The organism is Allorhizobium sp. nf9_anc, assembly GCF_056323085.1.
The window spans coordinates 61,070-87,582 of record NZ_JBWHZM010000003.1; the positions used below are offsets into that span (position 1 = coordinate 61,070).

At 56.9% G+C, this 26,513-nt stretch carries 19 protein-coding genes; 11 read left to right on the forward strand and 8 right to left on the reverse strand.

Features of this window, described 5'->3' with window-relative positions:
* Positions 1-161 precede the first annotated feature (161 nt).
* The 5 genes from fhuB to AC02Y0_RS23790 all read right to left on the reverse strand — a co-directional run bounded on the left by fhuB (position 162) and on the right by AC02Y0_RS23790 (position 9,676).
* Positions 162-2,129, reverse strand: a complete 1,968-nt coding sequence (gene fhuB, locus AC02Y0_RS23770) for a Fe(3+)-hydroxamate ABC transporter permease FhuB (RefSeq protein ID WP_476384515.1) — start codon at positions 2,127-2,129, stop codon at positions 162-164.
* The gene (locus AC02Y0_RS23775; protein ID WP_476384516.1) at positions 2,126-2,989 is read right to left on the reverse strand and encodes an ABC transporter substrate-binding protein; all 864 of its coding nucleotides are present in this window, start codon (positions 2,987-2,989) and stop codon (positions 2,126-2,128) included. Before AC02Y0_RS23775 ends, fhuB begins: the two co-directional genes overlap by 4 nt.
* Positions 2,986-3,783: an ABC transporter ATP-binding protein gene (locus AC02Y0_RS23780; RefSeq protein ID WP_476384517.1), complete on the reverse strand. Its 798-nt coding sequence runs from the start codon at positions 3,781-3,783 to the stop codon at positions 2,986-2,988. The genes AC02Y0_RS23775 and AC02Y0_RS23780 overlap by 4 nt, the downstream gene beginning before the upstream one ends.
* 8 nt (positions 3,784-3,791) lie before the next feature.
* Complete coding sequence (locus tag AC02Y0_RS23785; RefSeq protein ID WP_476384518.1) at positions 3,792-5,828, reverse strand: TonB-dependent siderophore receptor; 2,037 nt, start codon at positions 5,826-5,828, stop codon at positions 3,792-3,794.
* A 962-nt stretch (positions 5,829-6,790) separates the two neighbouring features.
* Complete coding sequence (locus AC02Y0_RS23790; protein WP_476384543.1) at positions 6,791-9,676, reverse strand: Tn3 family transposase; 2,886 nt, start codon at positions 9,674-9,676, stop codon at positions 6,791-6,793.
* Between the two features lie 125 nt (positions 9,677-9,801).
* On the opposite strand from AC02Y0_RS23790, the gene AC02Y0_RS23795 reads away from it, so the two are divergent.
* From AC02Y0_RS23795 to AC02Y0_RS23805, 3 genes are all read left to right on the forward strand, one after another.
* A complete protein-coding gene (locus tag AC02Y0_RS23795; RefSeq protein WP_476384519.1) occupies positions 9,802-10,446 on the forward strand; it encodes a recombinase family protein in 645 nt (214 codons plus the stop codon).
* Between the two features lie 146 nt (positions 10,447-10,592).
* Entirely contained in the window at positions 10,593-11,243 is a 651-nt protein-coding gene (locus tag AC02Y0_RS23800) for a DUF930 domain-containing protein (protein ID WP_476384520.1), read from the forward strand.
* A gap of 64 nt (positions 11,244-11,307) precedes the next feature.
* Entirely contained in the window at positions 11,308-12,054 is a 747-nt protein-coding gene (locus tag AC02Y0_RS23805) for a dienelactone hydrolase family protein (protein ID WP_476384521.1), read from the forward strand.
* 10 nt (positions 12,055-12,064) lie between these two features.
* Here AC02Y0_RS23805 and AC02Y0_RS23810 read toward each other — a convergent pair whose 3' ends face one another.
* From AC02Y0_RS23810 to AC02Y0_RS23820, 3 genes are all read right to left on the reverse strand, one after another.
* The gene (locus tag AC02Y0_RS23810; RefSeq protein ID WP_476384522.1) at positions 12,065-12,556 is read right to left on the reverse strand and encodes a hypothetical protein; all 492 of its coding nucleotides are present in this window, start codon (positions 12,554-12,556) and stop codon (positions 12,065-12,067) included.
* Positions 12,557-12,682: 126 nt separating this feature from the next.
* Positions 12,683-14,947 (reverse strand): AAA family ATPase, encoded by a 2,265-nt coding sequence (locus tag AC02Y0_RS23815; protein ID WP_476384523.1) that lies wholly within the window; start codon positions 14,945-14,947, stop codon positions 12,683-12,685.
* 146 nt (positions 14,948-15,093) lie between these two features.
* Positions 15,094-15,966 (reverse strand): DUF4238 domain-containing protein, encoded by an 873-nt coding sequence (locus tag AC02Y0_RS23820; RefSeq protein ID WP_476384524.1) that lies wholly within the window; start codon positions 15,964-15,966, stop codon positions 15,094-15,096.
* Positions 15,967-16,283: 317 nt separating this feature from the next.
* Here AC02Y0_RS23820 and AC02Y0_RS23825 point away from each other — a divergent pair, with 317 nt between their 5' ends.
* From AC02Y0_RS23825 to AC02Y0_RS23860, 8 genes are all read left to right on the forward strand, one after another.
* The gene (locus AC02Y0_RS23825) at positions 16,284-17,408 is read left to right on the forward strand and encodes a metallophosphoesterase family protein (protein ID WP_476384525.1); all 1,125 of its coding nucleotides are present in this window, start codon (positions 16,284-16,286) and stop codon (positions 17,406-17,408) included.
* Positions 17,405-20,029, forward strand: coding sequence for an AAA family ATPase (locus tag AC02Y0_RS23830; RefSeq protein WP_476384526.1), 2,625 nt, complete (start codon positions 17,405-17,407; stop codon positions 20,027-20,029). Before AC02Y0_RS23825 ends, AC02Y0_RS23830 begins: the two co-directional genes overlap by 4 nt.
* 221 nt (positions 20,030-20,250) lie before the next feature.
* Positions 20,251-20,925 carry a hypothetical protein gene (locus tag AC02Y0_RS23835; RefSeq protein ID WP_476384527.1) on the forward strand — a complete coding sequence of 225 codons (675 nt, stop codon included), beginning with the start codon at positions 20,251-20,253 and terminating at the stop codon, positions 20,923-20,925.
* A gap of 1,004 nt (positions 20,926-21,929) precedes the next feature.
* Entirely contained in the window at positions 21,930-22,628 is a 699-nt protein-coding gene (locus AC02Y0_RS23840) for a hypothetical protein (protein WP_476384334.1), read from the forward strand.
* A gap of 82 nt (positions 22,629-22,710) precedes the next feature.
* Positions 22,711-22,821, forward strand: coding sequence for a hypothetical protein (locus tag AC02Y0_RS23845; RefSeq protein WP_476384386.1), 111 nt, complete (start codon positions 22,711-22,713; stop codon positions 22,819-22,821).
* Between the two features lie 310 nt (positions 22,822-23,131).
* Positions 23,132-23,791, forward strand: a complete 660-nt coding sequence (locus AC02Y0_RS23850) for a transcriptional regulator (protein ID WP_476384528.1) — start codon at positions 23,132-23,134, stop codon at positions 23,789-23,791.
* 126 nt (positions 23,792-23,917) lie between these two features.
* Positions 23,918-24,445: a hypothetical protein gene (locus tag AC02Y0_RS23855; RefSeq protein WP_476384529.1), complete on the forward strand. Its 528-nt coding sequence runs from the start codon at positions 23,918-23,920 to the stop codon at positions 24,443-24,445.
* Positions 24,429-25,940: an ISL3 family transposase gene (locus AC02Y0_RS23860; RefSeq protein WP_476384544.1), complete on the forward strand. Its 1,512-nt coding sequence runs from the start codon at positions 24,429-24,431 to the stop codon at positions 25,938-25,940. The genes AC02Y0_RS23855 and AC02Y0_RS23860 overlap by 17 nt, the downstream gene beginning before the upstream one ends.
* Positions 25,941-26,513 lie beyond the last annotated feature (573 nt).

The window sequence follows — 26,513 nt, forward strand, 5'->3', positions numbered from 1 at the left end:
ACTATTAGGCGGTCAGCAGCTTACAGGATCATTCGCTGAAAACCAGACAGGCCAGAAGCCACCCCGAAGTGGGAGTGGGTGGATGATGCTATAGACCGCAGTTTATACCCTCACAGGTATAGCAGCCCTGGGTATACGTTGGAAGAAATCACCGGAGGGTATCAGCGCCGGTTGATCATCCAGACCAGATACGGTGCTCCTACCATGGTTGCGATTAGGCCGATCGGAAGTTGGTAGGGAAATGCGAGCGTTCTTGCCGCCCAATCGGCTAGCATCATCAAGACAATTCCTAGAAGTACTGATCCAGCCAATTGGGGAAGAGGACGCGAAAGGCCTATCATGCGGGCCATGTGGGGCGCCATTAGTCCTACAAACGAAAGGGGGCCGACAAACAGGGTGGAGGCGGCGGAGAGAAGAGTGGCAAAGACGATCAGTATACCGGCGCAAAGGGTCTGCTTCAGGCCAATCGCAGAAGCGAACGGACGTCCGAGCGGCAGAATCGTCATCCAGCGCGAAAGAAACGGCAACGGCGCGATCAAGAAAATCGCCGCCGCAAGTGTCCATAATGCCTGAGAAGGCGATGCGTTTTGGGTCGTGCCGCTGAGCCAACTGAGCAGGCGCCGAGATTCCGGCCCGCCACGAGACATGAAGAGCGTGACGAGCGCGCCACCAAGTGACCCAACCGCGATACCGGAAAGGAGCAGTCTCTCGGCAGCGAAGCGATGCCGGACTGCAAAGACCGCAACCGCCATGAAAGCAACAAAGGCTCCGGCCGTGGCTCCCCCCGTTTCGGTCAGATGATCGGCGCCAGGCACAAGCACAAGTATTGCAGCCAGTCCGACACCTGCACCTGATGACACCCCCAGCACTTCCGGGCTTGCCAAGGCGTTGCCTGTCAGGCGTTGCATCAGAAAGCCGCCCGCAGCCAACATACCTCCGGCACTGGCCGCAGCCAGAACGCGCGGCCAACGCCATGGCGCGACGAGATCGAACGTCGTACCTGTAGCAACAGCCCATCCGCTTTCCGACCTACCGATAAAAAGAGCGATGACCGCAATCGTGAGAGACAGACAGGAGAGTGTAACGACGACCGTTGCCGAGCGTTGTGCCCGTTTGGTCACGATAAACTGCTGCTGAGTGCTCAAGGACGTGCTAATCCTCGGCAGCAACCAGAGAAGAAGGGGGCCTCCAAACAATGCAATCACGGCTCCGGTTGGGATCGTTTCACCAACAAAAACGGAAAGAAGCCGCACCAGACCGTCTGAGAGAAGAACCATAATCCCGCCGGCAAGCGGCGAGAAAAGAAGGGTTTTCCTGAGGGTGCATGCCCCCATAAGTCGAACAAAGTTGGGCGCAGCAAGCCCCACAAAGCCGATGATGCCGACTTCTGCGGTTACTGAGGCGGAGAGGAAGACTGCGACCGAGAGTGCAGCGAGTCGCGTCCCGGTCACGCCTAGGCCCAGCGCGCGGGCGCCAGCGTCGTCAAGCGCCAGAAGCGTCAGCGCCCGTGCAAGGCAAGCTGTTGCGGCCGCTCCGATTGCAAGGCGGAGCGCTAGGGACTGCGCACTCCCCCAATCCTGCTGCTCAAGCGATCCGCCACCCCAGATAAAGAGCGACATCATGTATTCGCCCCGGGCAAGTATCAGAGTTGCAGATATAGCCGCAGCCATCAGCGATATCAGCATGCCACATAAAACAACAGTAACGGGATCGAGCGCACGCCGCCAGGATAGCGCCATGACGATGGAAAGCGCCGCCGCCCCCCCGAGAAAGGCAACGTATTCACGCCCTACCGCCATAAGGGACGGCGCATAGATCAGGGCGCAACTCATGGCCAGACTCGCGCCAGCCGCGACACCAACTGTGGAAGGATCGGCGATTGGGTTGCGCAGCACCCGTTGCATCAAGGCTCCTGCAAGGCCGAGACCAGCGCCCGCAAGCCATGCGACAGCTCCACGCGGCAGAGTGGAATTATAGAGAATGATCGCCGCCAGCTCGTCTCCTGGAGCCGGCCAATCCGAAGCGATATGATAGAGAAACAGCACTGTGGCAACTGCTGCCAAAACGGAGCAGACGACAGCTGCTGATCCCGCCGAGATATTTGCCGAGCGCAGACGGTCGCTGTTCATGTGAGCTCCAGCGCTTCGTTGAGAAGGCGAGCGAAGCGCCGGGCAGCCGGAAGCCCCCCGAACGGGTTGACCGGAGAAAGAGTTACCCACCGATCGTCGCGCACAGCGGGCATATTTTGCCAGATTGCGCTGCGGGGTAGCACGCGTTGCGCTTCGACAGGGAGCGGTCCGACAACCACCACAATCGCTTCTGGATAGTCCGCTAGAACTTCAAGACTGACAGGAGCGGTGGCACTGTAAGCGGTTCCTCTGCTCCACGCGTTCTGGAAGCCCAGTTTCGTCGCGACGTCTCCGAACATCGAATCTGTCCCAAAAGCGCGAAAATGTCGAGCATCACCAAGGTTGATGATTAACAGAGGGCGCGAAGCCTTAGGTGATAGCCTTTGGCGGACATCTGCAAACAGGCTCTCTGTTTGCGCGATATAAGCCTCCGCCGATGCCTGGAGCCCTTGGCTCGCGGCCATCTCGCGCATGGCGGCCACGGCCTTTACGTAGGGCGGTTCGCCGCGTTTGAAGATTGTCCAGGCCCGCAAAGGAGCAATCTTGCTCAGCGTCCCGTTGGCCCAGGCTGAATAATTGGAGCCGTAGATCAACGAAGGGCGAATTGTGGCGAGAAGTTCGAAATTTATCGACCCGCGAAGTCCCAGATCGATCACACGTTCCGGTACGAACGGCTCGATTGCCAGTTCCCGGAACAGGACAAGCTCCACGGCCGCCACTGGCGTTATGCCGATGGCTAACGCGGTTTCAAGAAGCGCCCAGTCGACGATGGCGATCTGTTCGCAAGAGGCAAGAGCCGGTCTGCATATACCTGCCATTGCTAGACCGCCCAGTGCGAGAATGTCGCGCCGCGCCATCATTTGACGTAAGCCACCGGAAGATGGCTCTCGGAGTCCATGATCACCTTCATGTCGACGCCATAAATCCTTCGCAGAATATCAGGTGTCATGATTTCCTTCGGCGCGCCATCTGCGACTATTCGCCCGTCGCCCAACGCCACCATTCTGTCACATATCCGCGCGGCCATGTTTATATCGTGCAGGACTATCACGACGCTCCAGTTATGTCGCCGGGCGAGAGCTTTCATGAGATCAAGCATGGCCGCCTGATGGGAGACGTCGAGCGCCGAGGTCGGCTCGTCGAGCACGAGGCAGGCGGGGTCCTGCGCCAGAAGCATTGCTAGCCAGACACGTTGGCGTTCGCCTCCAGAAAGGCTGTCGACAAGGCGCAACCGGAAGGGCTCCACATCGGTCTGCCGCATCGCCTCGTCTACTTTGGCCTGGTCCCAAGCGGTGAAACGTCCAAATGTGCCGTGCCAGGGATACCGCCCGAGCGCAACAAACTCCTCGACATTCATCCCATCTGTGCCCGGCATGAATTGCGGCAGATATGCAAGTTTGCGCGCGAATCCTCTTTGTGAGAGAGTTTCTATATCCTGCCCCAAAAATGAAATGCTACCTGAGGAGGGCTTTTGCTGACGCGCCAGCATTTTGATCAACGTTGACTTTCCCGAACCATTCGGGCCGATCAGGCCGTGAATACGTCCTTCCTCAAGGGTCAGGTCCATGTTTTCGATGATATGACGATCCCGGATTCGAAAACTCACCCCCTTCAATGTGTAAAGGGAGTGAGCGAGTGCAGCTTCCTGCGCCACGTCTGACGTCACCACTTGTAAGTGAGGCTGCCGACGACCGTGCGCCCCTCGCCATAAAAGCAGCCGAAGTTGCAGCTTGCAGCATAACGTTTATCAGCAACATTCTGTACCGCCAGGGACGCTTTGAAACTCTCCTTCTCGAACGAGATGGAGGCATCAAAAACCGTAGTGCCCGGAAGCTCGATCGTGTTGGTAGCATTGCCGAAGCGTTCCCCGATGTAGCGCGCGCCTCCACCGAGTTTCACGCCCTCAAGCACTGTATCGGATTGGAATGTGTAACCAAGCCAAAGCGCCGCGGAATGTTCCGGGATATTCGCCAACCTGTTCCCGGCCGTCGTCGGGGTCCCAACAGTCACACTTGTATCGGCATATGTATAGCTGCCAGTTAGATCCCAGCCTTCTCCGAGGCTTGCCACGCCCTCCAATTCAAAACCACGCGATCGTGCCTCGCCAATTTCCGATGTAACATTGCCCGTTGGTGTAGCCAGCGTCGTGCTGATGTTGGTCTTTGTCAGCTGGTAGATGCTGGCTGTCAGCATTGTGTTCCAGCCCGCAGGCTGAATTTTCACACCGGCCTCGTACATTTCACCTTCGGTTGGCTTCAAAGCCTGTTTGGTCTCGGTATTGGTACCTGCCTGCGGATTGAACGAAGTTGAGTAGCTGACATAAGGCGCAAGGCCGTTATCAAACAGATAGAGCGCGCCAATCCGGCCAGTTAGGGCATCGTTCTTGTTGCGTGCGACCGTGGTCGATTGGTTGTCGCCTTCCAGAACGTTGCTCCGGATGTCGAACCAATCTTGACGAAGACCGACCGCCAGGCGGAGTTTGTCGATGGCGATCTGATCCTGAACATAGAGGCCGTACTGTTTGAGCCTGTAGTCCATATGGTCGGTAATCGAGGCATCGTAGGTGATCGGGGAGCCGTAAACGGGATTGAAGACATCGATCGGGTCGATGACATCACGTCCGATCCGATTGAAGTCAAACAGCGATGATCGCATTTGCTTATTATAGCGGTAGTCAAATCCAACAAGAACCTTGTGCCCCAACGCGCCGGTATCGAAATTGGCTTCCATCTGATTATCGATGCCGAAGCTGTCCGTCTCTTCGGATTGAATGCTTACGCCGCGCTCCACGGTACGTAGATCGGCACCCAGCGAGCGATAATAGAGGTTCTTGTAGTCTGCCTTGTAGGAAAGGTATTGCGCGTTCTGGCGAAACTCGAAGGTATCGTTGAAACGATGTTTGAACTCATATCCGACGGTTGCCAACATGCTCTTGTTATCGTTGAAATCGGGCTCGCCGATGTACCGATTGACTGGAATGATTCCGTTAGGATTGAAGTCGAGCGTGCCGGCCTGTGGGAGGCCGAGCGGCGAGCTGCCGGTGTCGCGTTGCAGCGTGCCGAGGACGGTTAGCGACGTATCCTCATCCGGAGCCCAGGTCAGCGACGGAGCGATATAGAGGCGATCGTCTCCCGTGAAGTCCTGCTGTGCATCGGCAAGGCGACCAAGCGCGGTGAAGCGATAGGATAGGACGTCATCGTAAACGTCGCCAGCATCGACCTTCATTTGATAGCGGCTGTCGGTACCAAACTCCGTCCCCACCTCCGCAAATTTCTCGAAGGTCGGTCGCTTTGCGACCAGATTGATGATGCCGCCTGCCTCACCCTGTCCGTACAGAACAGACGCCGGTCCTTTAATGACGTCGATCCGTTCCTGGCCATAGGGTTCGAATGCTAGCGCGCCGAAGTCGCGGGTAAACCGGAAGGAATTCAGATAAACATTATCAACAGCCGTGAAGCCGCGAATGATCGGCGCAAAATAGCGTGTGTCGTTACCAAAAGGTGCGGCAACTACCCCGGAAGTATAGGAAAGCGCCTGGTTCAGGTTCTGGACGCCCCTGGCTTCAAGTTGCGGCTTGGTTATCACAGAAATCGACTGTGGTGTTTCGAGGAGTGGCGTGTCGGTTTTAGTACCGGTTGCGCTCTTTGTAGCGACGTAGTCCTCGACGGGTCCTGTCGCATCGCCCTCGCTTTGAACCACGATAGTCTCAAGCGTTGTTGATCCCCCATCTTGGGAATGCGCTCTGGGGACAAGAACGAGAGAAGAGACGGACAAAGCAAAAAATGCCTTTAAAGAGAGTGATTGGCTCACAGGAATACCCCACGCAATGAAAGCCAGGCCCTTATGTCAGGCTAAACTGGATAATGAAACTCTTGTTTTACCTCGTAGCCGCTTTTCCACAGGGTGCAGCTCGGATTTCCAACAAGGTGAGTGGCTTGCCGTTCGAGCTAATAGCGGGCGCGACCATCCTGGACTCTAGGACGGTTAGGCGGCGACGTTGCAGGTGTATTGTCAATCCGGCCCGGCGTGGTCGCCGGTTCCGCAGCGTGGGCGACGGTATCGCCTTGTGTCGCGTACCTTCCTCTCGCTCCCGATCTTCTATGCCTGCAGCGATGCCCGCGACATGTCCGATGATATTGCGGCTCTCCCATCATGTCGATCTTCCCGCGATCGCCGACATGGATTTGCGGGCGTTTGAGGACCTGGAGGACAGACAATATCGGAAACTGGTCGCGGCGGCAGACAAGAGGATACACGAGTGGCAGATAGTCATGATCAAGATGCTCTGTCTCGCCCCGTCCGGGATATATATGACAACTCCGGATCGTCTGAACAACATTTGACCCGCCAAAAAAGACCGAGGCGGGAGACCTATACAATCTGTCTTTAAGCCATATGGTGCGCTTTGCCGCAAGCCACCTTCCATCTTTCAAGCCGATCAACACAGAAGGAGATTTCAAGCTTTTGCTTGATAGGTTTGTAACCGCTGAAAGAACTCGATGATCCTTTGATTTCACCGATATGAAGCTAGCCCTGAGTACAATAGCAGCGCAATTTGAAGGCTGGGCTCCTGCGCTCACCGCCCTTATTACGTAAGCGCGAGTTTCTATACGCCTTCCTCTCTTAAAGGGGTCGTTTGCGGGAAGGGGCGAAATCCTACGCTAAGGCTTTGGCCACCGATATTCGCCCGTGAGGTTGATGTGTTCCCATCCCAGCGGAGAGATATGGGCCAGCAGATCGGGCGATAGCAGCTTTCCCTCGCGCTTCTGGCTGGCGACGACTTCGCCGAGCTTCAAGGTATTCCAGAAGATGATGATGGCGGCGAGCAGGTTCATGCCGGCAATGCGGTAGTGTTGGCCTTCGGCGGACCGATCGCGGATTTCTCCGCGCCGATGGAAGCTGATGGCTCGTTTCAGGGCGTGATGGGCTTCGCCCTTGTTGAGCCCGATCTGGGCTCGGCGTTGCAGTTCGGCATCCAGAATCCAGTCGATCATAAAGAGAGTCCGCTCTATGCGGCCGACCTCGCGTAAGGCTGTGGCGAGTTCGTTCTGTCGTGGATATGAGGCGAGCTTACGTAGAATCTGGCTGGGTGCGATACTTCCGGCCGCAATGGTAGCCGCGATGCGGAGAATGTCAGGCCAGTTGCGCTCGATCAGAGCCTGATTGATCTTTCCGCCGATCATGGTTCGCAAATGCGCTGGCGCTGACGAAGGATTGAACGCGTATAGCTTTTTGGATGGCAGATCGCGGATGCGTGGTGCAAACCGATAACCGAGGATGGCACAGGCGGCAAACACGTGATCGGTGAAGCCGCCCGTGTCGGCGAACTGTTCGCGGATATGGCGGCCGGCATCGTTCATGAGCAGGCCGTCGAGGATATAGGATGCTTCGCTTGCCGTTGCGGGAATCACCTGGGTTGAGAACGGAGCATATTGGTCCGAGACGTGACTGTAAGCTTTCAGGCCGGGAGTATTGCCATATTTCGCGTTGACCAGGTTCATCGCTTCCCCTTGCTCCGTCGCGGCGAAGAACTGGCCATCACTCGATGCCGAGATACCGGTCCCCCATAGTTGGGCCATAGGCAAATTGGCTTGCGCCTCTACGATCATGGCGAGCGCCCGGTCATAGGCTTCGCCCTCGACATGCCAGCGCGCAATACGGATCATTTCCCAGAATGTATGCGTATTGGTGGCGTCGGCCATCTTGCGCAGGCCGAGATTGATCCCCTCAGCAAGAACGACGTTCATCAGCCCGATCCGGTCGACGCAAGGTGCCCCCGTGCGCAGATGGGTGAAGGCTTCACAGAAACCGGTCGCAGCATCCACTTCCAACAAGAGATCAGTGATGCGTATTGACGGTATCTGCTTGTAGAGATCGAGAACCAGATCCTCCACGCCATCCGGCACTGAGGCTGCAAGCTTTTCGATATGCAGGGTGCCGTTTTCAATTGAGCCGCCGGGAATCGTGCCCATGCGAGCGGCACGACCGAGCTCACGCAACCGGATATCGAGGCGCGCTTGTCGGTCTGCCAACCATTCCTCCGGCCGCAATGGCACGGCGAGACGGCCATTTTCCGCAACGGCTTGCGCGGGAACGAGAGCCTGCTTCAGATCGCCATAACGCCGCGATCGCGCCAGCCAGACATCTCCCGACCGGAACGCATCGCGCAGGTGGAACAGCACCGCGATCTCCCAGAGACGGGTGTCGCCAGCCGGCTGGGCACGAAGATGCCGATGCCATTTCGAGCTTGATCGTAAAAAACCGGAAACCACCGGAGCCTTTGCACCACCACGTAGCGTCATCACGGCATCGAGCAGTGGTATCGCGATCGGCGAAGCCTGGAGATCGAGCAGACGCAACATGCGGGGAGCATAGCGACGAAAGCGATGATAGCCGTCCAGCACGTGATTGAGCGGGTCCGTCGTTATGGTCGCGGTCAGGCTGACCGCCGTGGCAACCAAAGTTTTGAACCTGTCCCAGCCCTGTTCATTGCCGATGACGGGCTCCAGTGGCTGGCCGTCATCCTGTGCATCTACCAAGGCTCCGCCTATTTCGGCGAAAGATTTCAAGGTGGTCCGCACCGCAGTCGCTTCGTCCGCGACCTTCTCTTGGCAAATGCGCTCCGAAGCCCGGTAAAGCCTGCCAACAATCCGGTCATGGGTTTCTACCACGGCGTCGGCAAGCATCGCCTGCCATTCCGATGCACAGACCGCCAGAATGGCAAGCCGCCTGTCCTCCGGGAGATCGCGCATGCCATCGGCATAATACCGCTCACCATGCCGGCGCAGACGCGTCACCCGATGGGCAGGAACGCCGGCCAGCAGATCCTCGGGAAGATCGACACCTTTCAGATATTCCAACCGGTCGAGCAGCCTGTTGGCCGACGAAGAGTTCGAGCCAAGCTCAAACTGACGTAGCCACACGAAGCGGGTCACGCGATCATCAGCCGTTTCCTCAAGCAATGCCAACAACTGTTCCCGTATCGGCATGGATAACCTACCAGCGATCCGCGTTTCGATTTGCCGCTCGGCATCAACCAGAGCCGTGGCGCAAAGACGCTCGATCGTAGATGTCGCGGGAAGAACCGTGCGGGTGCGCCGGCACTCGGCCACGAAGCGACGGGCAATATCCTCGTTTGACACCGCCAGTTCGGCCTCGCGGAACAGCCAATCCTTCAGTTCACGCGCGCCACGTCCAGAGAAGGTGCGGTATCCATAAAGTGCCCGCAGTTCGGCAAGGTGCTCGTGGCGCGTCTCCTCGCGGGCGGCATAGTCAACCAGATCGTCGGCATGGAGGCCAAGCTGCGCTCCGATGAACTCGACCACCTCCGCCGGAATCAGCTCTCCCGGAGCCAACACCCGTCCGGGGTAGCGCAGAACACACAATTGCAGGGCGAAACCGAACCTGTTGTGCGGTCGTCGGCGGTGCCTGATATGCTCGAGGTCCTCGTCGCTCAGAGTACAGTATTTGAGCAAATCTGCCTGCGAAGTCGGCAGGCGCAACAGCGCGTCCTTTTGCCGTTCGGTTAGAGTGACGCGACGCGGCATCCATGTTCCTTTTTCAAAACCAGATAGCATTCAAGACGCTTTGTTTATGATGCTGGTTAAGATACAGTTCTGGCGAACATAGCAATAGCGGTCGCTACGCGGCCTCAAACCACCGTTTAAGAAACATGCTGATCGGATATGCCCGCGTTTCCAAAGCAGATGGTTCCCAGTCTCTGGACCTGCAGCATGATGCTCTTCGCGCAGCCGGCGTTGAGCAAGACAACATCTATGAGGATCGCGCCTCCGGTAGCCGTGATGATCGACCGGGTTTGACCGGTTGCCTCAAATCGTTGCGCGCCGACGATGTGTTGGTGGTCTGGAAGCTTGATCGCCTCGGGCGGTCGCTCAACCATCTGGTCAACACGGTGAAGGATCTTTCGGAACGCAAGATCGGCTTGCGAGTGTTGACCGGGAAAGGGGCCGAGATCGACACCACGACTGCATCCGGTCGAATGGTGTTCGGTATCTTCGCTACGCTGGCCGAGTTCGAGCGAGATCTGATCCGGGAGCGCACTCTGGCTGGTCTTGCTGCAGCCAGAGCACGAGGTCGCAAAGGCGGTCGCAAATTCGCGCTAACCAAAGCGCAAGTTCGCCTCGCCCAGGCCGCCATGGCACAGCGCGATACATCTGTCTCCGATCTCTGCAAGGAACTCGGGATTGAGCGCGTCACCCTCTACCGATATGTCGGCCCTAAAGGCGAACTCAGGGACCATGGCAGACGGCTTCTGGGCCTACCGCAACTGGAACAATCGAATGCCGAAGTCTCATAAACTGACAACAATCTTGGCTATGTGCATTGCCTTCCCCCCGTGCGTAGCTGCCGCTCTCTGAGCGCGCTTGCATGAGGTTGGCGGAACGGACAGAGGATCGATTCAACAGGTGGGGCCTTGCGGCGTCCGCGCTCCTTCATATCCTTGTGGGTGTTTTCGTACTGCTTTTGCCCGCCGCGCCGAAACAGACCGAGCCGCAGGAGCAGAGCATAGAGGTGGAAATCGTGACCCTTCCCCCTCCCCGAACCGATCAACAGGAGAAACCGGCGCGGCAACTTGATCTTCCTCCTAAACGGCAGGGCGAGGGCATGTCGGCGGAAACGCCCGAGAGGGCGTTAAAGACACCAGCAATTCCAGAGGCGGTCCCGGACGAGGTTCATCGTCGTGATGAAACGCCAACAGTGGTGAAGCCGTTGCGCATGTTGTCGGAGAAGGTGCTGGACGATCCAAGAAGCCGAAATGCCAGACAAGAGCTTGCGATGCTCAGGCCCGCGGATCAGATCGAACAACTATGCAATTTGGAAGCTATGGCTCAGGTCGGAGCGTGGAGCGAAGAGTATCAGCCTGATCGCGTTGTAGCCTATGCGATGGACGACCCGAAACTATCGGGAAACTCCTTTTCGGCAGAGGGGGCGGCTCTGCACAGCAAGCGAGATTGGTATAGGTTGCAATTCAAATGTGACCTCACCCCAGACCATAAGAAGGTTGCGGCCTTTGAATTTCTCATGGGCGATCCGATCCCGAAGGAAGATTGGGCCGAGCATAGTCTTCCCACCGAAGATAAGCCGCTTGATTAGGGCGGTTGGTATGGGCCGATCGCGAACTGTGTCGCGACGCCAAGGAATGGAGTTTTAGAAGTATATGCGCTTGTTTTCGTGCGTTCTCGTCTTTCTCGCAGGTATGTTCGTCAATGCTCATGCTGCATCCCGGCAGCAATTTACCGTGCCGACGCCGGTCGGCCGTGTTCAGGTCGAGAGCTTCGGGAACTGCGCGAACGCTACATGTCCGGCGGTCGTGATCCTGAGTGGCAGCAAAGGCTTCGGGGCCTCCATTTATGATGAGATCGGCCAGACGCTTCGGGCGGCGGGTTTGAATGCCTATCTCGTTCATGTCCTGTCGGCGGACGATCTCAACGCTATCGCCACGGCGGACAATGCGCGGGTGCGCATCGCCTATTATGCACAGCGGTTGCCGGACTGGATTTCCGCCGTTCAAAGCGTGGCCGCCTATCTTGAGAGCCAGCCTCGCCACGGCGGCAAGGTTGGCGTTCTCGGAATCTCCCTTGGCGCGCAAATCGCTTCGGCTGCTTCGGCCGGGCGATCCGACATTGGCGCACTGGTGTTGGTAGATGGTGGTTTCCCGAACGGCTATTCACATCCTGTCCGTTCATTGCCGCCGTTGCTTTTGATTTGGGGAAGTGCCGACCGGACGTTTCCCTTGTCGATTGGTCGCGAGCTGCAACGGACAGCCCAACTGCTTGGACGGCCCGTTACCCTTGATGTTTACGAAGGCGGGGCGCACGATTTTTTCTTGAGACCGGGAACAGGGAACGCTTCAGCAGCTCACCAGAGCGCGGCCGATTTTCTGATGTTGCAGCTATCGCGATAGTTCTTGAAGCTTAGCGTAGGATTTCGCCCCCTCCCGCAAACGCCCCCTTATAGTCCCTTTGAAGAAGAATACTCGCGTCCTGACGAAAACTAGTCCACTGAATGTCGCGCAACACCGACGTAGCCCATCCTTTCTCGTTAAAGAAGGTCTCGGCATGGTCAGGAAAAGCAATTGCGTCCTGAAGTCCGTTCAAGATCTCCAGCCGGAGCTCGTCAGGAAGGCTTGCAAGGCGCTCGTAGTAATCGAGATCCTGTCCAAGAGATACGAAGTTTTCACCGAGCGGCGTAAGTAAGCCAAGGTCGAGCTGTAACCCATCCGCGTCTGTCTGGCCTCGCCGCAGGATTTTTACCGTCCCAATGCGTCCCGTGAACTCCGGCACAGCTACATATAGGTGGTACTGCGTCATGAAGCTGAAGTCGTTCCATCTATCCTGCTGGAGTCCGATACCTTGAAAGCTCTCTGGATCGCCACGGGACGGAGGAAAGACTGAAAATTCGGTCATCGCTAGAATCTCTTAGGCAGGTTGTTGGCCTTCGCGGACAGCTAGCAGAAAAGCTCTCACGAGCAACGTGGTGACTGTGCACGCGCAGCATGGCTTTTTGCTCAGGCCCAGCATTGAATGTTCGTTTTAGGCCTTCGCGACCGCAGCCTCTCCGCTGTGCTCTGCTGTGGCAACAATGTTTGAACCTGCCTCGGCCGATATGCCCATCATCATGTTGTAATGACCTATGTGCTTCGTCCTGTCGAAAATGGCTTTGAAAACCGCAAGGTGCCGGTCGATGACCTGCTGATCAGCAGACAGGTAAAGATCATCATGTACGGCGTGTGAGCCGTCGTTGACCCAAGAAAAGAGCGAACCACAGATCTGCTTATCGCGTCCCTCGAACATGTCGATGATATCATCCTTGTCCATGTTGCCGAGCACCGTGAAGTAACTTTCCACGATGCGCCGCAAGGTGTTTTGAATAGTCAATGGCGAGGGATTCGGTTTACGGACCTCTGACCACAATAGTTCATACGAAGTCTTAATTGGATTGTGGCCGTACAGCTCCAGGGCGGTTACGTTATCGCGCTTGCGTACCACCCAGAATGTCTCGTGAGAGCGGCACATTTCAGATGAACGCTTGGGGTCGAAGGAGACCTCCTTATGGAAGTGGATATTGTGCGTCAGCAGGAAGACCTGGCGGATTCGGCCTGTGCCCGCGATCGCTTCTGCCATGACCTGTTTAATGAGCGTGCTCACGATGAAGAGAACATCACTATCGAGGCTCGAAACCGGATCATCGAACACGACGACCCGGTTCTCGTTCATGCCGCTGCTCGACGTGCTCCCTCGGATGAGGTGATAAAAATAGAGGAAGGTGATGAAGCTCTTTTCCCCTTCGCTCAAAGTTCTTGTGGCATCAGTGCCGTCAGGGCGGATCACGGCATAGAGGTTGCTGCTTTCGCCCGCAGTCGCCAGCTCGAAGCCCGTAAAGCCGAAGGAGGTCAGGATACCGTTGATCTCGTTCACCGTTGGCTGCACGCTGGTAATGCTGCGCTCAAGCTCTTCAATTTCATCCGTTAGCCTCGCAATCTCGGTGTTCTTGGCGGATATTCCATCCGTGAGGCCTTGGATGGCCCGCTCCAGATCGGTCTTTGCGCTGACGTAGGAACCGATCGTCGTCTGAGCCTCATTGAGGAGGCAGCGCCATGCCTCCGAGGTCAGCTGCGCGCGTTCGGTCTCTAGGTTGCTCACCAATCGGTTATGCTCTGCGATGGATGCATCTGCAGCGTCCACAAGCTCATTGATCGCTGTCGCGATTTCCGCCACGGCGTCCAGCTCGACAACCGAGCTTGGCTCCTTCGCCTTAGCATCCAATTTTGTCAGGTTCGACGTAACAACCTGCATCAACCGCGCAAGCTCGGCAGCCAGCCTGGCGAGATCACAATGAGGGTGTTCACTCTCTAAAAGGCCCTGCAAGCGCTGTGTAACACTGTTGGCAGTGGTGTTGTATGCGCTCTTCAGCTGCTGGATATGAGCTAGGTCGGCCGTGTATGACTCATCGAAATAGTCGTCTAGGCTGCTCCGCAGATCCGTCAGAAGCTGCTGTTGGCAGAAGGGACAGCGAGGAGAGCTTGCCTTTAAATAGGGTCGCCCCTCCTGCACCCAATCGCTATTTCCGAGGTGCTTGATAAGCGCGGCTACATCGACATCATCCTTCCCAACCACCTTCTTGGCGAGGATCGGCGCATTTTCTAGACTGCGCAGGGGGCCAAAGTTCAGTCGTCCCAATGGATCGGCTGGTTGAAGCCCGCGCTTGAAAACCGTGGCGGCCCGGGGCTTAAGGTCATCAAGTGCTCGAAGCGCGGCAGTGTTGGCGTCCAGTTCGGAGAGGACTTTGTCGCAAAAGCGGGCTTTTGAATTTCGCAGCCCCTCGAAAACGTCCTTGAAATGCTCGTCGTGGCGGTTCTTCAAGATCCAGCACGCTTCCTCAAACTCCGCTCTCAGCGTCTTGAGGGCTGCTACCTTTCCACCTATTCCATCCTCTCCGGAGAGAACCGTCCGGCGCTTCCTAACGTCCTCTTGCGCTTCCTCGCGGCGCTTGCGTGCCTGTTCGATCCGGCCAAGGGTCTCAGCAGACTCCTCACCGAGAGTAAAAATGCCGGGCATCTGGGATCTAAAGTTCCGGGCGGCGAAATCGGCGTTGTAGACAAGCCGCTCCAATGCTCTGCCCCCCAACCAGGTCACGCGGGAGTCGGGAAAAGCGTCCGGGTCTGCAATAACACGGGAAATAGTGGTCTTCCCCGAGCCATTGGTCCCAAAAATGAAGTTGACTTCTTTGCAGGGCGAAAGGCGCTTTCCTTCGCCCGGATAGCTTCCGATATTCGCAATTGAGACTTCCTGCAGCATCTTCCCCCCAGAACTTATTCGCAGACAGTGTACGACACTCTGGCGGGCCTGCAATGCTAGTTCGCTACCGAGAGTTATGCACTTCATCGTGCCGCATCAGGGACTACAGACGGCAATTGGGTCTCACTCAACTGACAGTTGGATCTTCATTGCTCCGGCACTTGTCGGTGATCGAGCCAGTCCTTCAGTATATTGGGCGGAGCATAGGGAGTTCGTGACAAGGAAGCGATCTGCGCCTCCGATCGGCCAGCAATCAGATATGACTGCTTAGTCATTGCTTCGTTCATGCGCCTTACGTGCATGGCTGTTACACGTTCCATGTGCACGCCGGGAGCATCGCAGTAGCCTACAGCAACGTCCGGAGCGATTGGCATGAACTGGATACAGCCTGCGCCGAGAATTGCCTCTCCGCGCATATCGTCTCCGAGAATGAACGAAGTCCTTGCGGGCGCCATGTAAATGGCTAGTCCCATGCTTCGGAACTCTTCCAGCATTTCGTCAGGCATCGGAGTTACCTGCGAAGCAATTCGCGCGTTGTTCATCTCGCGCAAAGCGGCCTTCGGGTCCGTCTCCCACCGCTGGAGGTGCTCATGCCACTGCTGTTCTGTGGCAATTTCCTTCACGACGACCAGCAGGTCTTCTGGAGTGAGAAATCGTTGATGCCAGGCCACAGTCCGCTTCTGTGCATGGTAAACGTAGGTATGCCACAAATCCAAATGCGTTCGATGCATGATCGGCGTCACCCCAGCCCGTACTTTGGTAAGAAACCCCTGGATGAACGGTGCTACAGCTGTCTCTAATCGACCAAACCAATATTCAATCGAATGGTCGCGCATACCGTTTTCATCAACGAGCGTATACAAGTGGTCCTCAACGAACAGGTTCGAGGGCTTCGAGACGCGAACCTTGCCAACGGGCATGCCCCGCCGCCAGAAGAATAATCCTCCGCTCTCGTTAGCAAAGTTTCGCTGTACCATCTGTGGAACGTAGTGATGGCGGTGCGGCGCGTTGCGCGACATAACGTAAACTCGATGTTCTGGCGTTACGAAATCTCTTTCGAGTGCCGATAGCAGGGGAGGGTCGTCTGTTGCTTTTCAAATGGTCTCTCACTCCCGTCCGAGCCAGTGTAGGCTGAAGAATCCTTCGATGCCAGGATCGCAACGGTCATTCATCCTGGTTGTTGCCCAGCTTGAGGTCTGAGCCTCGCTGAGCAGCGGTTCACAGGTCGACTGACGTCGCCGCTCGCTCAAGCCAATGGTGATCGCTGGAGAGAATGAGATAGACTGCGCGAACATAACGCGGCAGATACTCGAACGCCTCTCAATACCCGGTAGTCATGTTTCGATTCATCCATTCTAGCGATCTTCATCTCGGAAAGCGTTTCGGCAACTTCGAGGGTGACTTGCCCAGCAGGTTGCGCGAAGCAAGACACCACGCGATCGCCCGGCTGGCTGCACACGCTCGCGAGCAAAGCGCGACAACGGTGCTGCTCGCAGGAGACACCTTCGATACCGAGACACCTGCACCGCATGCGCGACGCCAGGCCTTTGCCGAGATGGCGCACGACCCCGCGATCAGATGGGTTATCTTGCCAGGAAATCACGATTCCCTGCAGGCCTCCCAACTCTGGACGACGCTGAAGGCAGAAGCACCTGAAAACGTCGTACTCGCGGTCGAGCCCCGGCCGATCGAATTGGAAGGCGGTGTCGTCCTGCTCCCCGCGCCGTGCACCACCCGCCGCCCCGGGCGAGACCTGACGGAATGGATGGATGGTCAAGCCACACCCGATGCCACGCTGCGGATTGGACTGGCTCATGGGGCCATTCGCAGTTTTGCAGAAGAGGGAGGCGCGTCCGAGGTCATTGCACCAGATAGAGCAAGACGCGCAGGACTTGATTATCTAGCGCTCGGCGATTGGCACGGCGTGGTCAGTGTGGATCAGCGAACCCATTATTGCGGTACACCTGAGCCTGACCGTTTCAAGCATGACGCGCCGGGTACGGCTCTTCTGGTTACGATTGCAGGCTCGTCGGGTATCCCCGATGTTCAGGCATTGCCCACCGCGACGTTCGCTTGGCGTAACCTCGATCTTCATTTGTTTGACGGCGACGCCCCAGAGGCTGCTCTCAATACCTTGCTCCCGGCTCTACGAGAACGGAGGAACTCGCTGCTTCGGGTAGTGGCATCAGGGCACACTCGTCTTGCTGCGCGTGCTGAGCTCGTCGCCGCCGTTGAAAAGGCAGCTCCGGATTTTGCTTTTCTGGAGCTGGATCAGGATGGACTGGCCACAGAATGCGAGCTGGAAGACTTAGACCAGATCGATCGCGGCGGCGCCCTGCGTGAAGCTGCCAATGCGCTGCTTGCCGAGTCCACCGATGAACGTCGACCCATGTCTGAGCGCGAGATCGCGCGGGCGGCCTTGATGCGCCTCTACTCCTATACCCAGGCGGTTTCGCCATGAAGATCTCCGCCCTTCGCCTTTTCAACGTCAAACGGTTTGCCGGTCGCGGCGTTGCCATGGAAGGCATTGGAGATGGCGTGAACGTGCTTTGCGCCGCCAATGAGTTCGGCAAATCGACGAGTTTTGAAGCCCTGCATGCACTATTCTTCCAACCCCATTCCGGCACCCCGGGCGATGTTCAGAGACTGCGCCCATATAGTGGTGGGAACCCGTTGGTCGAAGCTGATATCACGACCGGCGGGGGCAGCTTCCGAATTACCAAGCAGTATTATGGTGGGCGGTCAGCCCGTGTGGTGGATCTTGGATCCGGCCGGCTTGTCGCCCAGGCAGATGAGGCAGAAAACTTCGTCACTAGCCTGATCAGGGGAGGGACCTCCGGACCTGCAGGCCTCCTGTGGGTGCGCCAAGGTATCACCGGCATTGAAAAACGAAGCCGGACCGAAGAGGAGGGCGAAAAGCAGGTTCGTCAAAGCCTGCTCGAATCCGTCCAGGGCGAGGTGGAAGCCGTCACTGGCGGGCGTCGGATGGCCGAGATCTTGGCGGCTGTGAAAGAGGCCCTCGCAGACATGGTCACGGCGACCGGCAGGCCGAAAGCTGGCGGTCGCTATGCAGCTGCTATCGACGAACGGGAGAGGCTCGCCGCGTATGAGGCGCGGCTGGCAGCCGAGGTGACCCGGTTGCGTCAAGCGCTGGATCAACGCGCGAGTGCAGCAGCGCGACTTGCCGAACTCGACAGTCCTGCAGAAAAAGAAGAGCGCGGGACGGCCATTCAGGCAGCCCAGAGCAGGTTTGATGCCGCCAAGGCGCAGAACGAAAAGCTGAAAACGGCAGAAGCGGAACTGAAGCTTGTCCGCGAAAGGCGAAACGCAGCAGAGCGGGAATTCAAGGCCTTTACTGAAGCTCGGGAGAAGGCAGACCATCTGCAAGAAGATTTAGTTTCTGCAGAGACCAATAGGGCTGAAGCGATAAAGCGGCGGCGGCAGGCGGCCGATGTGATTGAAAAGGCACGTGAGAACGTGGATCTCGCGGAGGCTGAGGAGCAGGAGCTCCGCGAGCGGCTAACCCGCTTCGACGCGGCAACAAAGGCACACGAGGCGCACAAGCGCCTGGCTGACTTGAAGCAGCGATTGGCCGAGGCGGAGGAGGTCCGTCAGAGCATTGAAGAGGGTGAGGCTCAACTCGCACTTCTGCAAATACCGACAAAGTCCATCGAAGAACTGCAAGCATGCGAAGTCGAAATCGCCAAGCTGCGTGCCATCGATGAGGCCGCTCGCCCGTCAGTCTCAATCCACTACGAAACCGATGCAGCCGGAACGGTGACGCTCGACGGCAAGCCCTTGGTAGATGGCGAGGACCGGACCTACGACGGACATGCTCGACTTGAAGTCGCAGGAATTGGAACAATTACCCTGCGTTCGAACCGCCCCGGTCGGAGCGACAACCAACTGGTGCAGGCAGAAGCGGCAAGAGCGGCCCTTCTTGCATCAATGGGCGTCGATAGCCTATCTGCGGCGCGAGACAGGCAGGCAAGGGCACAGCAGGCCAATGCTGACCTGCGGGGGTTGAAAGACCGGCTGTCCTTCATTGCTCCAGAGGGTCTGGCGAAACTGAGGGAGGAGGTCGAAGCAGGTAGCACCATCAGCCTTGACGGTCTCGAATTAGATGAGGATCCGGCGTTGCTTCGCAACGCGCTGGCACAAGCCGAAGAACGCCGCAAGCAGGCGCGTCTCGCCCTGCGCGAAGTAGAGCCAGATCAGTCTCGTGCCGATGACGCCTTCGTCGCCGCGGAGACGAGATTGGCGTCTCTGGTTTCCGATCAGGCGCAGTTGGCTGTGATCCTCGGGCCGGAAGAAGCGCGCTCAGAGCGCGAGCGTTCGTTGTCTGCCACTCTAGCTGATCTGGACCAATCGCTTTCTGAGGCGGAGGCGCATGTCCTGAAGCTTGGTACAGATGCCGGTGATCTCGCGTCGATCGAGGCGGCGCTGACGCGTGCTCGCTCGATCGAAGCAGCAGCCGAAAAGGAGATCAATGCGCTGCGGGAGGCCATGGCCGGACTGAACGCAGAGATCCGCGCACAATCGGAAGAGGCGGTGGAAGAGAAATGGCGGGAGACTTCGGAGGCATTCAATGCGGCGACTGCGCGGGTGGCTGCATATGAGAAGGAAGTGGCTGTCCTCCAGCGCGTGACCACCTCCCTCGACGATGCCAGGTCTGAGGCGCGCGAGCTCTACCTCAAACCTGTTATGACTGAGCTCAGACCGCTGCTGAGACTGCTCTTCGACGATGTTGCGATCACCTTCGACGACAAGACGCTTCTACCCCAGACCATCCTGCGGAATGGTCAGGAAGAGGATGTCGATCGCCTGAGCGGCGGAATGCGGGAGCAGTTGTCAGTGCTGACGCGGCTGGCGTTTGCGCGGCTTCTCGCACGTGATGGCCGGCCTGCACCTGTCATTCTCGATGATGCGCTGGTCTATTCGGACGACGACCGCATCGAAAAGATGTTCGATGCGCTGCACAGGCAGTCTCGAGACCAGCAGATTATCGTGTTCTCCTGTCGCCAGCGGGCGTTTCAGAAGCTCGGAGGAAACGTGCTGCAGATGAAGGAATGGCAGCCGTAGATATCCAACCCGCGGCGCTCGTCTCCATGAAGACCAGGTAATCAGGCGCGCATTCCGCATGAAGCTACCACGCCATGCGCGGCTGAAGACCTATGTTGCGGGCGGCGGACAAATCTTGTGCCGTTGGAGCAGCATACATATAGGTTTAAACCGGGGCACCTACAGGTGGCGTCAAATATGTGGATCGTGATGAGTTCCGATCATCTCATAGGACATCGCGGATGCTGATATATCTGGTGATGTTCGTGGCCATGCTGGGCGGCTTCGTCAATTTGTTCCTCGCTTGGCTGCTGCTTCCTGCTTTGGCCGTAGGCCTTTGGCAAACAGATTGGGATCCTCGTCGTCTGAGCGCCGAGCAGAAGATCTTCGAGATGGGTCATCGCCTGCCAGTGCTGTGGGCCACCCGCCATCCAATCGATCGCGGACGCTACGCGCTTGCGTTTTACAGGTTTCAGTCAGCTGATGATTGCTTATGGACGGACAGCTCGGGAGTGCGCCGGTTGCAATTTCACCGTGTTCGCAATGAGCGTGACATGGAGGTTTGCCTACATCTCATTCTGTCTGGCGCGAAACCGCATCATGAGAAGAACCCGCATAGCCTAAATCTCATGAAAATTCTGGAAAGCGATGGCTTTCGGTGTCTGTATCACGACTACTCTATGTATAGCCGTCCGCAACACCGGGTTGGTTGCACTAGAGAGTTTCCTGCTTTCATAGATGTCTGGCGCCCGTTCCCGACCGTTTCTGACTGGACTGGAGGTTACGTCCTCGCAAACACTCTACTTGCCTGGATTCCTTCGGTGGGCGGGCACCAGTTCAGCGTGAGTTGGAGGTTCGAGGGCGAAGAAAAGGTGCCAAGGCGGACTAGCGTACGCTTCGGCAGGTTTTCAAAGTAAGCGAGCGGTCAGAAGGCATCTGTTTCAGTTCATGGAAGTCCATATCTGGCAGCATGCCGAGCCCAGATTAGGCGGGAAGTGACGTAACACATGACGCGCGGTCGCGTCCGGCACCTCCATTTGCCATAGAGCGAAGTCCCGATGAACGAAGAAAGCTGCAACGATGGAGACAGACCTGCGAAAGAGTACGAGTTTGAGGCGCGGGGCGATGCTTGTCCATGCGTTGCTTTGGATAGCGGTGGTGGCTTGGTCTTACGCCACGGCAGGACACTATTTCCTTACTAGCTGTCTCCAGGTGATTATGATTTATAACCCCCCACTGACGCTCCTTTGGCTTGCCGTGGGTTTCGTTAGTATCGCGATCTTGCTGACATCGGTCATCCGGCCTCAACTCCGAGCCAGCAAATGGTTCTGGGCCGCATGCCACGGCATGTTGTTCGCGATTGGACTGCAAGCGGTTCCATTCGCATCTTACGCAGCGGTCGGTCAGCCAAGCTGCCTTTGATGCCAAGGAAAATCTCATGTGAACGGCGCGGTGGCGTTAGAAATCAGATGCAAAAACAATTGAGATGCGGCTGTTTGACCAACACGACGCTTCAAATCCGTTAAGAGCAGAGGCTTCGCATTAACGGGTCGATAGTCCGTTTGCCCTCAAGCCATCCGCCGGCGGCAAGAATCGGAAATTCGGCTTTGGCTTCGACGAAAACGCGCTCCATAGGTAGCAACGAGACACCACAGTCCTGGGCCTCGCGAAACGCGTACATCGTCTGAAGGCTTCGAATTATCGCGGCTACTCGCGCAACTGCATCATGATTAGACCCTAAGCTCTCACCTCTGTGTCTTATTCGTCGGTAATTTCTCGGAATATTCTCCGACACACTTTGGGGTAAGGTTTGGCGGCTAGATCGATCCAGGGTTGCGGTGCTCTCTGGTGCTGGTTGGCTCGGCAGCCGATGAGCAAATGCCTGACTCGCTTCGCCCAGATAGACAACCCAGACGGGATCATGAACATGACCACTTTGCCGGTCCCGGAAAGATATAGAGTTGGTCGGGGAGGCACGCCGCTTGTGATGGTGCTGCTGCTGCTGTTGCCGGCTGGAACTTCGGGAAAAGAGTCTTCCGAGAAGGAGTTCCAGGTCGCATTCAGTTCAACTGGAAAGACCCCAATCAGCTACAGGTTTCCCCTTATTGAAGGAGCTATTCTCCGGCTGACCAGCGATAACGGCGAAGACGAAACTCTCGTGTTTAGGCGCCATAGTCCATCATTCTTGCGCGAGCTAGAGAAGCATCAAGCTGCTGGCTTTAGGGCGTTATCGGTCCGGTATACCTTTAGGGAGTTGTGCGAGGAATTGATTGCGCCACTAGCAACTCTCTGTTCTGTCTCCAAGAGGCAGAACGCGACAAGAAGTACAATTGATGATATAGAGTTTTCGTTCCATGAAGGAATACGATCCGGTGAGTTGCATACTAAGTTTGGAATTTTAAATGCACTCGGACACAGCGGCAAATTTTATTTGTATAAATACAACGGCGATATTATATACGATAAAAAAATATGCAGTACGACATGTTATATAAACTACAAGTTCGGCGGTGACATGTCTATTTCGGTTCGAATGTTTGTTGGTAAAGATCGAGGTGAGTTCGATAAGGTTGTAGGAATCGTCGATAACAATATTTTAGAAGTGATGGGGAGATTTTAGCGCATACAAAAGATTTCCTCTTATATCAGCGAATCTGGATTCTCCGCAGACGGGCGAGGCCTGGTATTCAATCCGCACCCGGATCCAGGCCAAAGAGATGGCCAGGCTCGGAAACTTAAACCTATTGTCAGGCATGCCGGTGGAGGTATTCGTCAAGACAGGTGAGAGGACGGCAATGTCCTACCTCCTGTAGCCGTTGTCTGACCAACTGACGCGGGCGATGACGGAGGACTGAGCCGCCAGTCAGAAATCCTAGCTGATTCAGAGGGGTAAATTTCTGGCTGGCCAGCGCCGGGTTCGAATCCTTTCAAGGCGAGACACTGGTGAGGCGTTTTGTTCGAGCCGGCGACCGAGTTGCCAGATCCTCGGGGTGCGACCTTCTCACCGTGGTATCCCACATATCCAGAGGTCATTGGCCTGGACTGAGAGATGAGCAATCCCTATTCTCTGGTCTTGTGGCGACGCTGCCCCACCAAGTTCCTTCAACATATAGGGCCCCTAGCTTGAAAAAAGTCCAACGCAGTTTTGTCGTGGAATACAAATCCGGTCGGCGAACATCAGATGAAAATTCTAACTCAATCTGGGGCAATGTTGATCTCAAGTCCGTTACCCGCGCTGTCGAGGAGGAAGCAATGCCATTTCCGCGGAACGAGCAGCAGCATCACCAAGACATTGATGGTATATCACTCTCGGTCGATGAGGCTGCCAGAGCTGTGTTGACATCGACGATTAGCGGGCACAGTACTGAGGCAGTGAAAGAGGTGACCGACATGGCCGACGAAAACAACACGATGACCAAGACAGAAGCGGCGGCCATTGGTGAAACGCCGACTGCCGAAAAGAAGCAGCGCAAACCTCGCGCCTATAAGACAGCCCCTGATCCAATTTCCGTCGAAGCAGTTTCTGACCAGGCAACCGGAACTCCTGAAAAGCAGAAGCGGGGACGCAAGTCTAAATCCACAGCCAGTGCGACCCTTGCCAGGGCGCCACGTGTGGCGCGCGATAGGAAGTTAGTACAGGCGGTACCGGCCGCGTCCACAGCAAGTGACGATATGGCGGATCTTTTGCAGTTAGAAGAAGAAAACCAAAGATTGCGCAAGCTCTTGGCCGAGAAGCTTCGTACGGAAAATGCCGATCTGCGCAAGAGACTAAACCTCGATTGACGAAAGGCAGGTGGCCTAGGATTCGGCGCATTTTGATGCTTTAGGGTCGAGCATTTGGTAATGGCCATTGGCCGGCAGCATCTCAGCTCTAATCTTGCATACGGAATGAAAAGCGAGGCCGATTGAATGGCATCTCCATGGAAATTCATTTCCAGACTTATGTCGTCACGGCGGCAGAAGGGGCAGGGAGATGAACACGTCGATGGTCTGAACCTGGACGAGCCTGGGATCGCGAGTTCGGCCAAGCTGCTTGATAAAGGGAGTCTGGATCATGTCGATCCAACCGATGACCCTGCCGCCCCATATGGCGTGCCCGGACAAGCTCTAGATCATCATCAAAACACGGTGGTGACCGATGGCTCCGAGGTCGATGATGTTTCTCCTACGCAATTTTCGGCTGCCGTGGTTATCACGGTACATGGAGCTTCTAACGTCGAGGATGTCTCTGAAGCCACGCTGGCCAAGCGCAAGCGACGCAGCAGGACAGCCAAGCCTGTCCTTGCCTCGTCAAAGGCCTCACCTGCTGTTATGGCGGCGTCCGATGACGAGATCAGCCTGGATAATGAAATCAGGGCCCTCAGAGGCCAGCTTGTGAGAAAGCTCCGCCTGCAAAACGCACAATTGATGAAGATGCTCAATCGGTTCGAACGTTGAACGAGCCCGACGGCAGAATGTGCCGTGCGTCCGATCGACGGATATATCCAGCGGTTGTCCAGGCTGCGGAACAAGATCTGCGCGGATACACAGTCGTTATCATCGACGCCTGACGGATCTTCCCATCGCGGGAAAGTCTGTGCGATTGGTAATTGCCGCACGCCGCTTCTACTGTGACGCAGTGCTGTGTGGCCGACGGATCTTTGCCGAGCGCTTTGAGGCAGATGTCCTGGCGTCGTGGGCGCGGCGCACTGCGCGGCTTGATCACATCGTCCACCATCTCGGGCTTGCTTTGGGTGGGCGACCGGCGGCGACTATCGCCCGCAGACTGATGGTGCCGGTCAGCAACGACACCTTGCTGCGTGTCGTCCGACGGCGCGGCACCCCGCGTATCGTTCCGCCGACGGTGATCGGCATCGACGACTGGGTATGGCGGCGCAACCAGCGTTACGGGACGATCATCTGCGATCTCGAACGGCGCAAAACCATTGCACTTCTGCCAGACCGAGAACCGGCAACCGCTCAGGCCTGGCTTTCGGGTCAGCAACAGATCAGTGTCGTCGCCCGCGACTGCGGTGGCGCCTACGCCCTTGCTGCAGCCAAGGCATTGCCGGACGCGACCCAAGTGGCCGATCGATGGCATTTGATGGAGAACGCCAGTCGGGCATTCCTCGACGCCGTCCGCAAATCGATGCGACAGATCAGAACAGCGATCGGGTCGGTAACGATCAACACGGAGCTGCTGACGGCAGCAGAGCTGATCCAATATCAGGGATATCTGCATCGAGAAGACACGAACGCCGTCATTTTGGACTTGGCCAAGTCCGGTGCTGCAATCAAAGAAATCGTTCGTTGCACAGGGCACAGTCGCGGCCTCGTCAGGCGGGTGCTACGCGGTCAGCGATCTGAGGTGTTCCGCGTGCGGGAGAGCTCCCTTGAAGTTTATCTGCCATGGCTCGACGCGCAGTGGAGTGCCGGTCACCGCAATGGCACACAGTTGTGGCGAGACCTGACGCGCCAGGGATTCCAGGGCTGCCTTCGTGTCGTAACCGAGTGGGCGACGCGTCGGAGAAAGGCGGAAAAGATGGATTGCGAAGCGTTGAGCCGCACGCCGTCGGCACGGACTTTGGCACGCCTCATGACCATCGCTCGCGACGATCTCTCCAAGTCTCAGACCGTTACGGTTGCCGCGATTGAAGGCTTCGTGCCGCAACTCGTGGAGGCGCGGGAAGTCGTCGCCGCTCTCCAAGCCATCATCCGCAAGAAATCTCTTGCCGATCTCGAACCATGGCTGGAACGGGCCCGATCAAGCTTGGTCGCGGCCTTCGCCAATGGTGTCGCCAAAGACCGGGCAGCCGTGAGTGCCCCGATCAGTTTGCCGTGGTCAAATAGAAAGACAGAAGGGCAGATTACCAAGCTCAAGCTTGTAAAACGCCAGATGTACGGCCGAGGGAAAATCGACCTCCTTCAGGCCCGCGTCATTGGCGCCGGATAGGCCTCTGGCCACCAAAATTGCGTCAGAGCCAATTTTGCACGCCGATTCACAAGGGGACAGGGGCAAGGGTTTGCCGTCGTCGCACAGGAGGTTCGGGAGCTCGCTTAAAGGGCCGGATGCGCGGCGAAACAAATCCGAGAGCTGATCACGAATTCCTCCATTCAGGTTGACGAAGGGGTCAAGCACGTCACGAAAGTAAAGGTTGCTCTAGATGATATTTCCGTCAACATTCACGAAATTTCGAACGATGTGGAGGAATACGCGCGTTCCTCCCAGAGCGAAGCGGACGCGGTTCGAGAGATTGATGCCGCCGTCGCAACGATGAACCTCCTAACACAACAAAACGCGGCGCTTGCTGAGCAAGCATGTGCCGGCACCATGTCCCTCACTGAGGAACTCGCTGAGCTGCGGCAGGCGACGAGCAGGTTCAAGGCGTCAGTTCTGCGTAACAGCGTAGTTCGACCCATTGTGGCTACGGATGCTCTGGTCTTTCGCAGTTGAACCGACTGGGGTTCCTCGTGAACATGCTACTCGAACTCCCCGCCTCCTCTCGGGGCACCTTTGCTGCCGTCG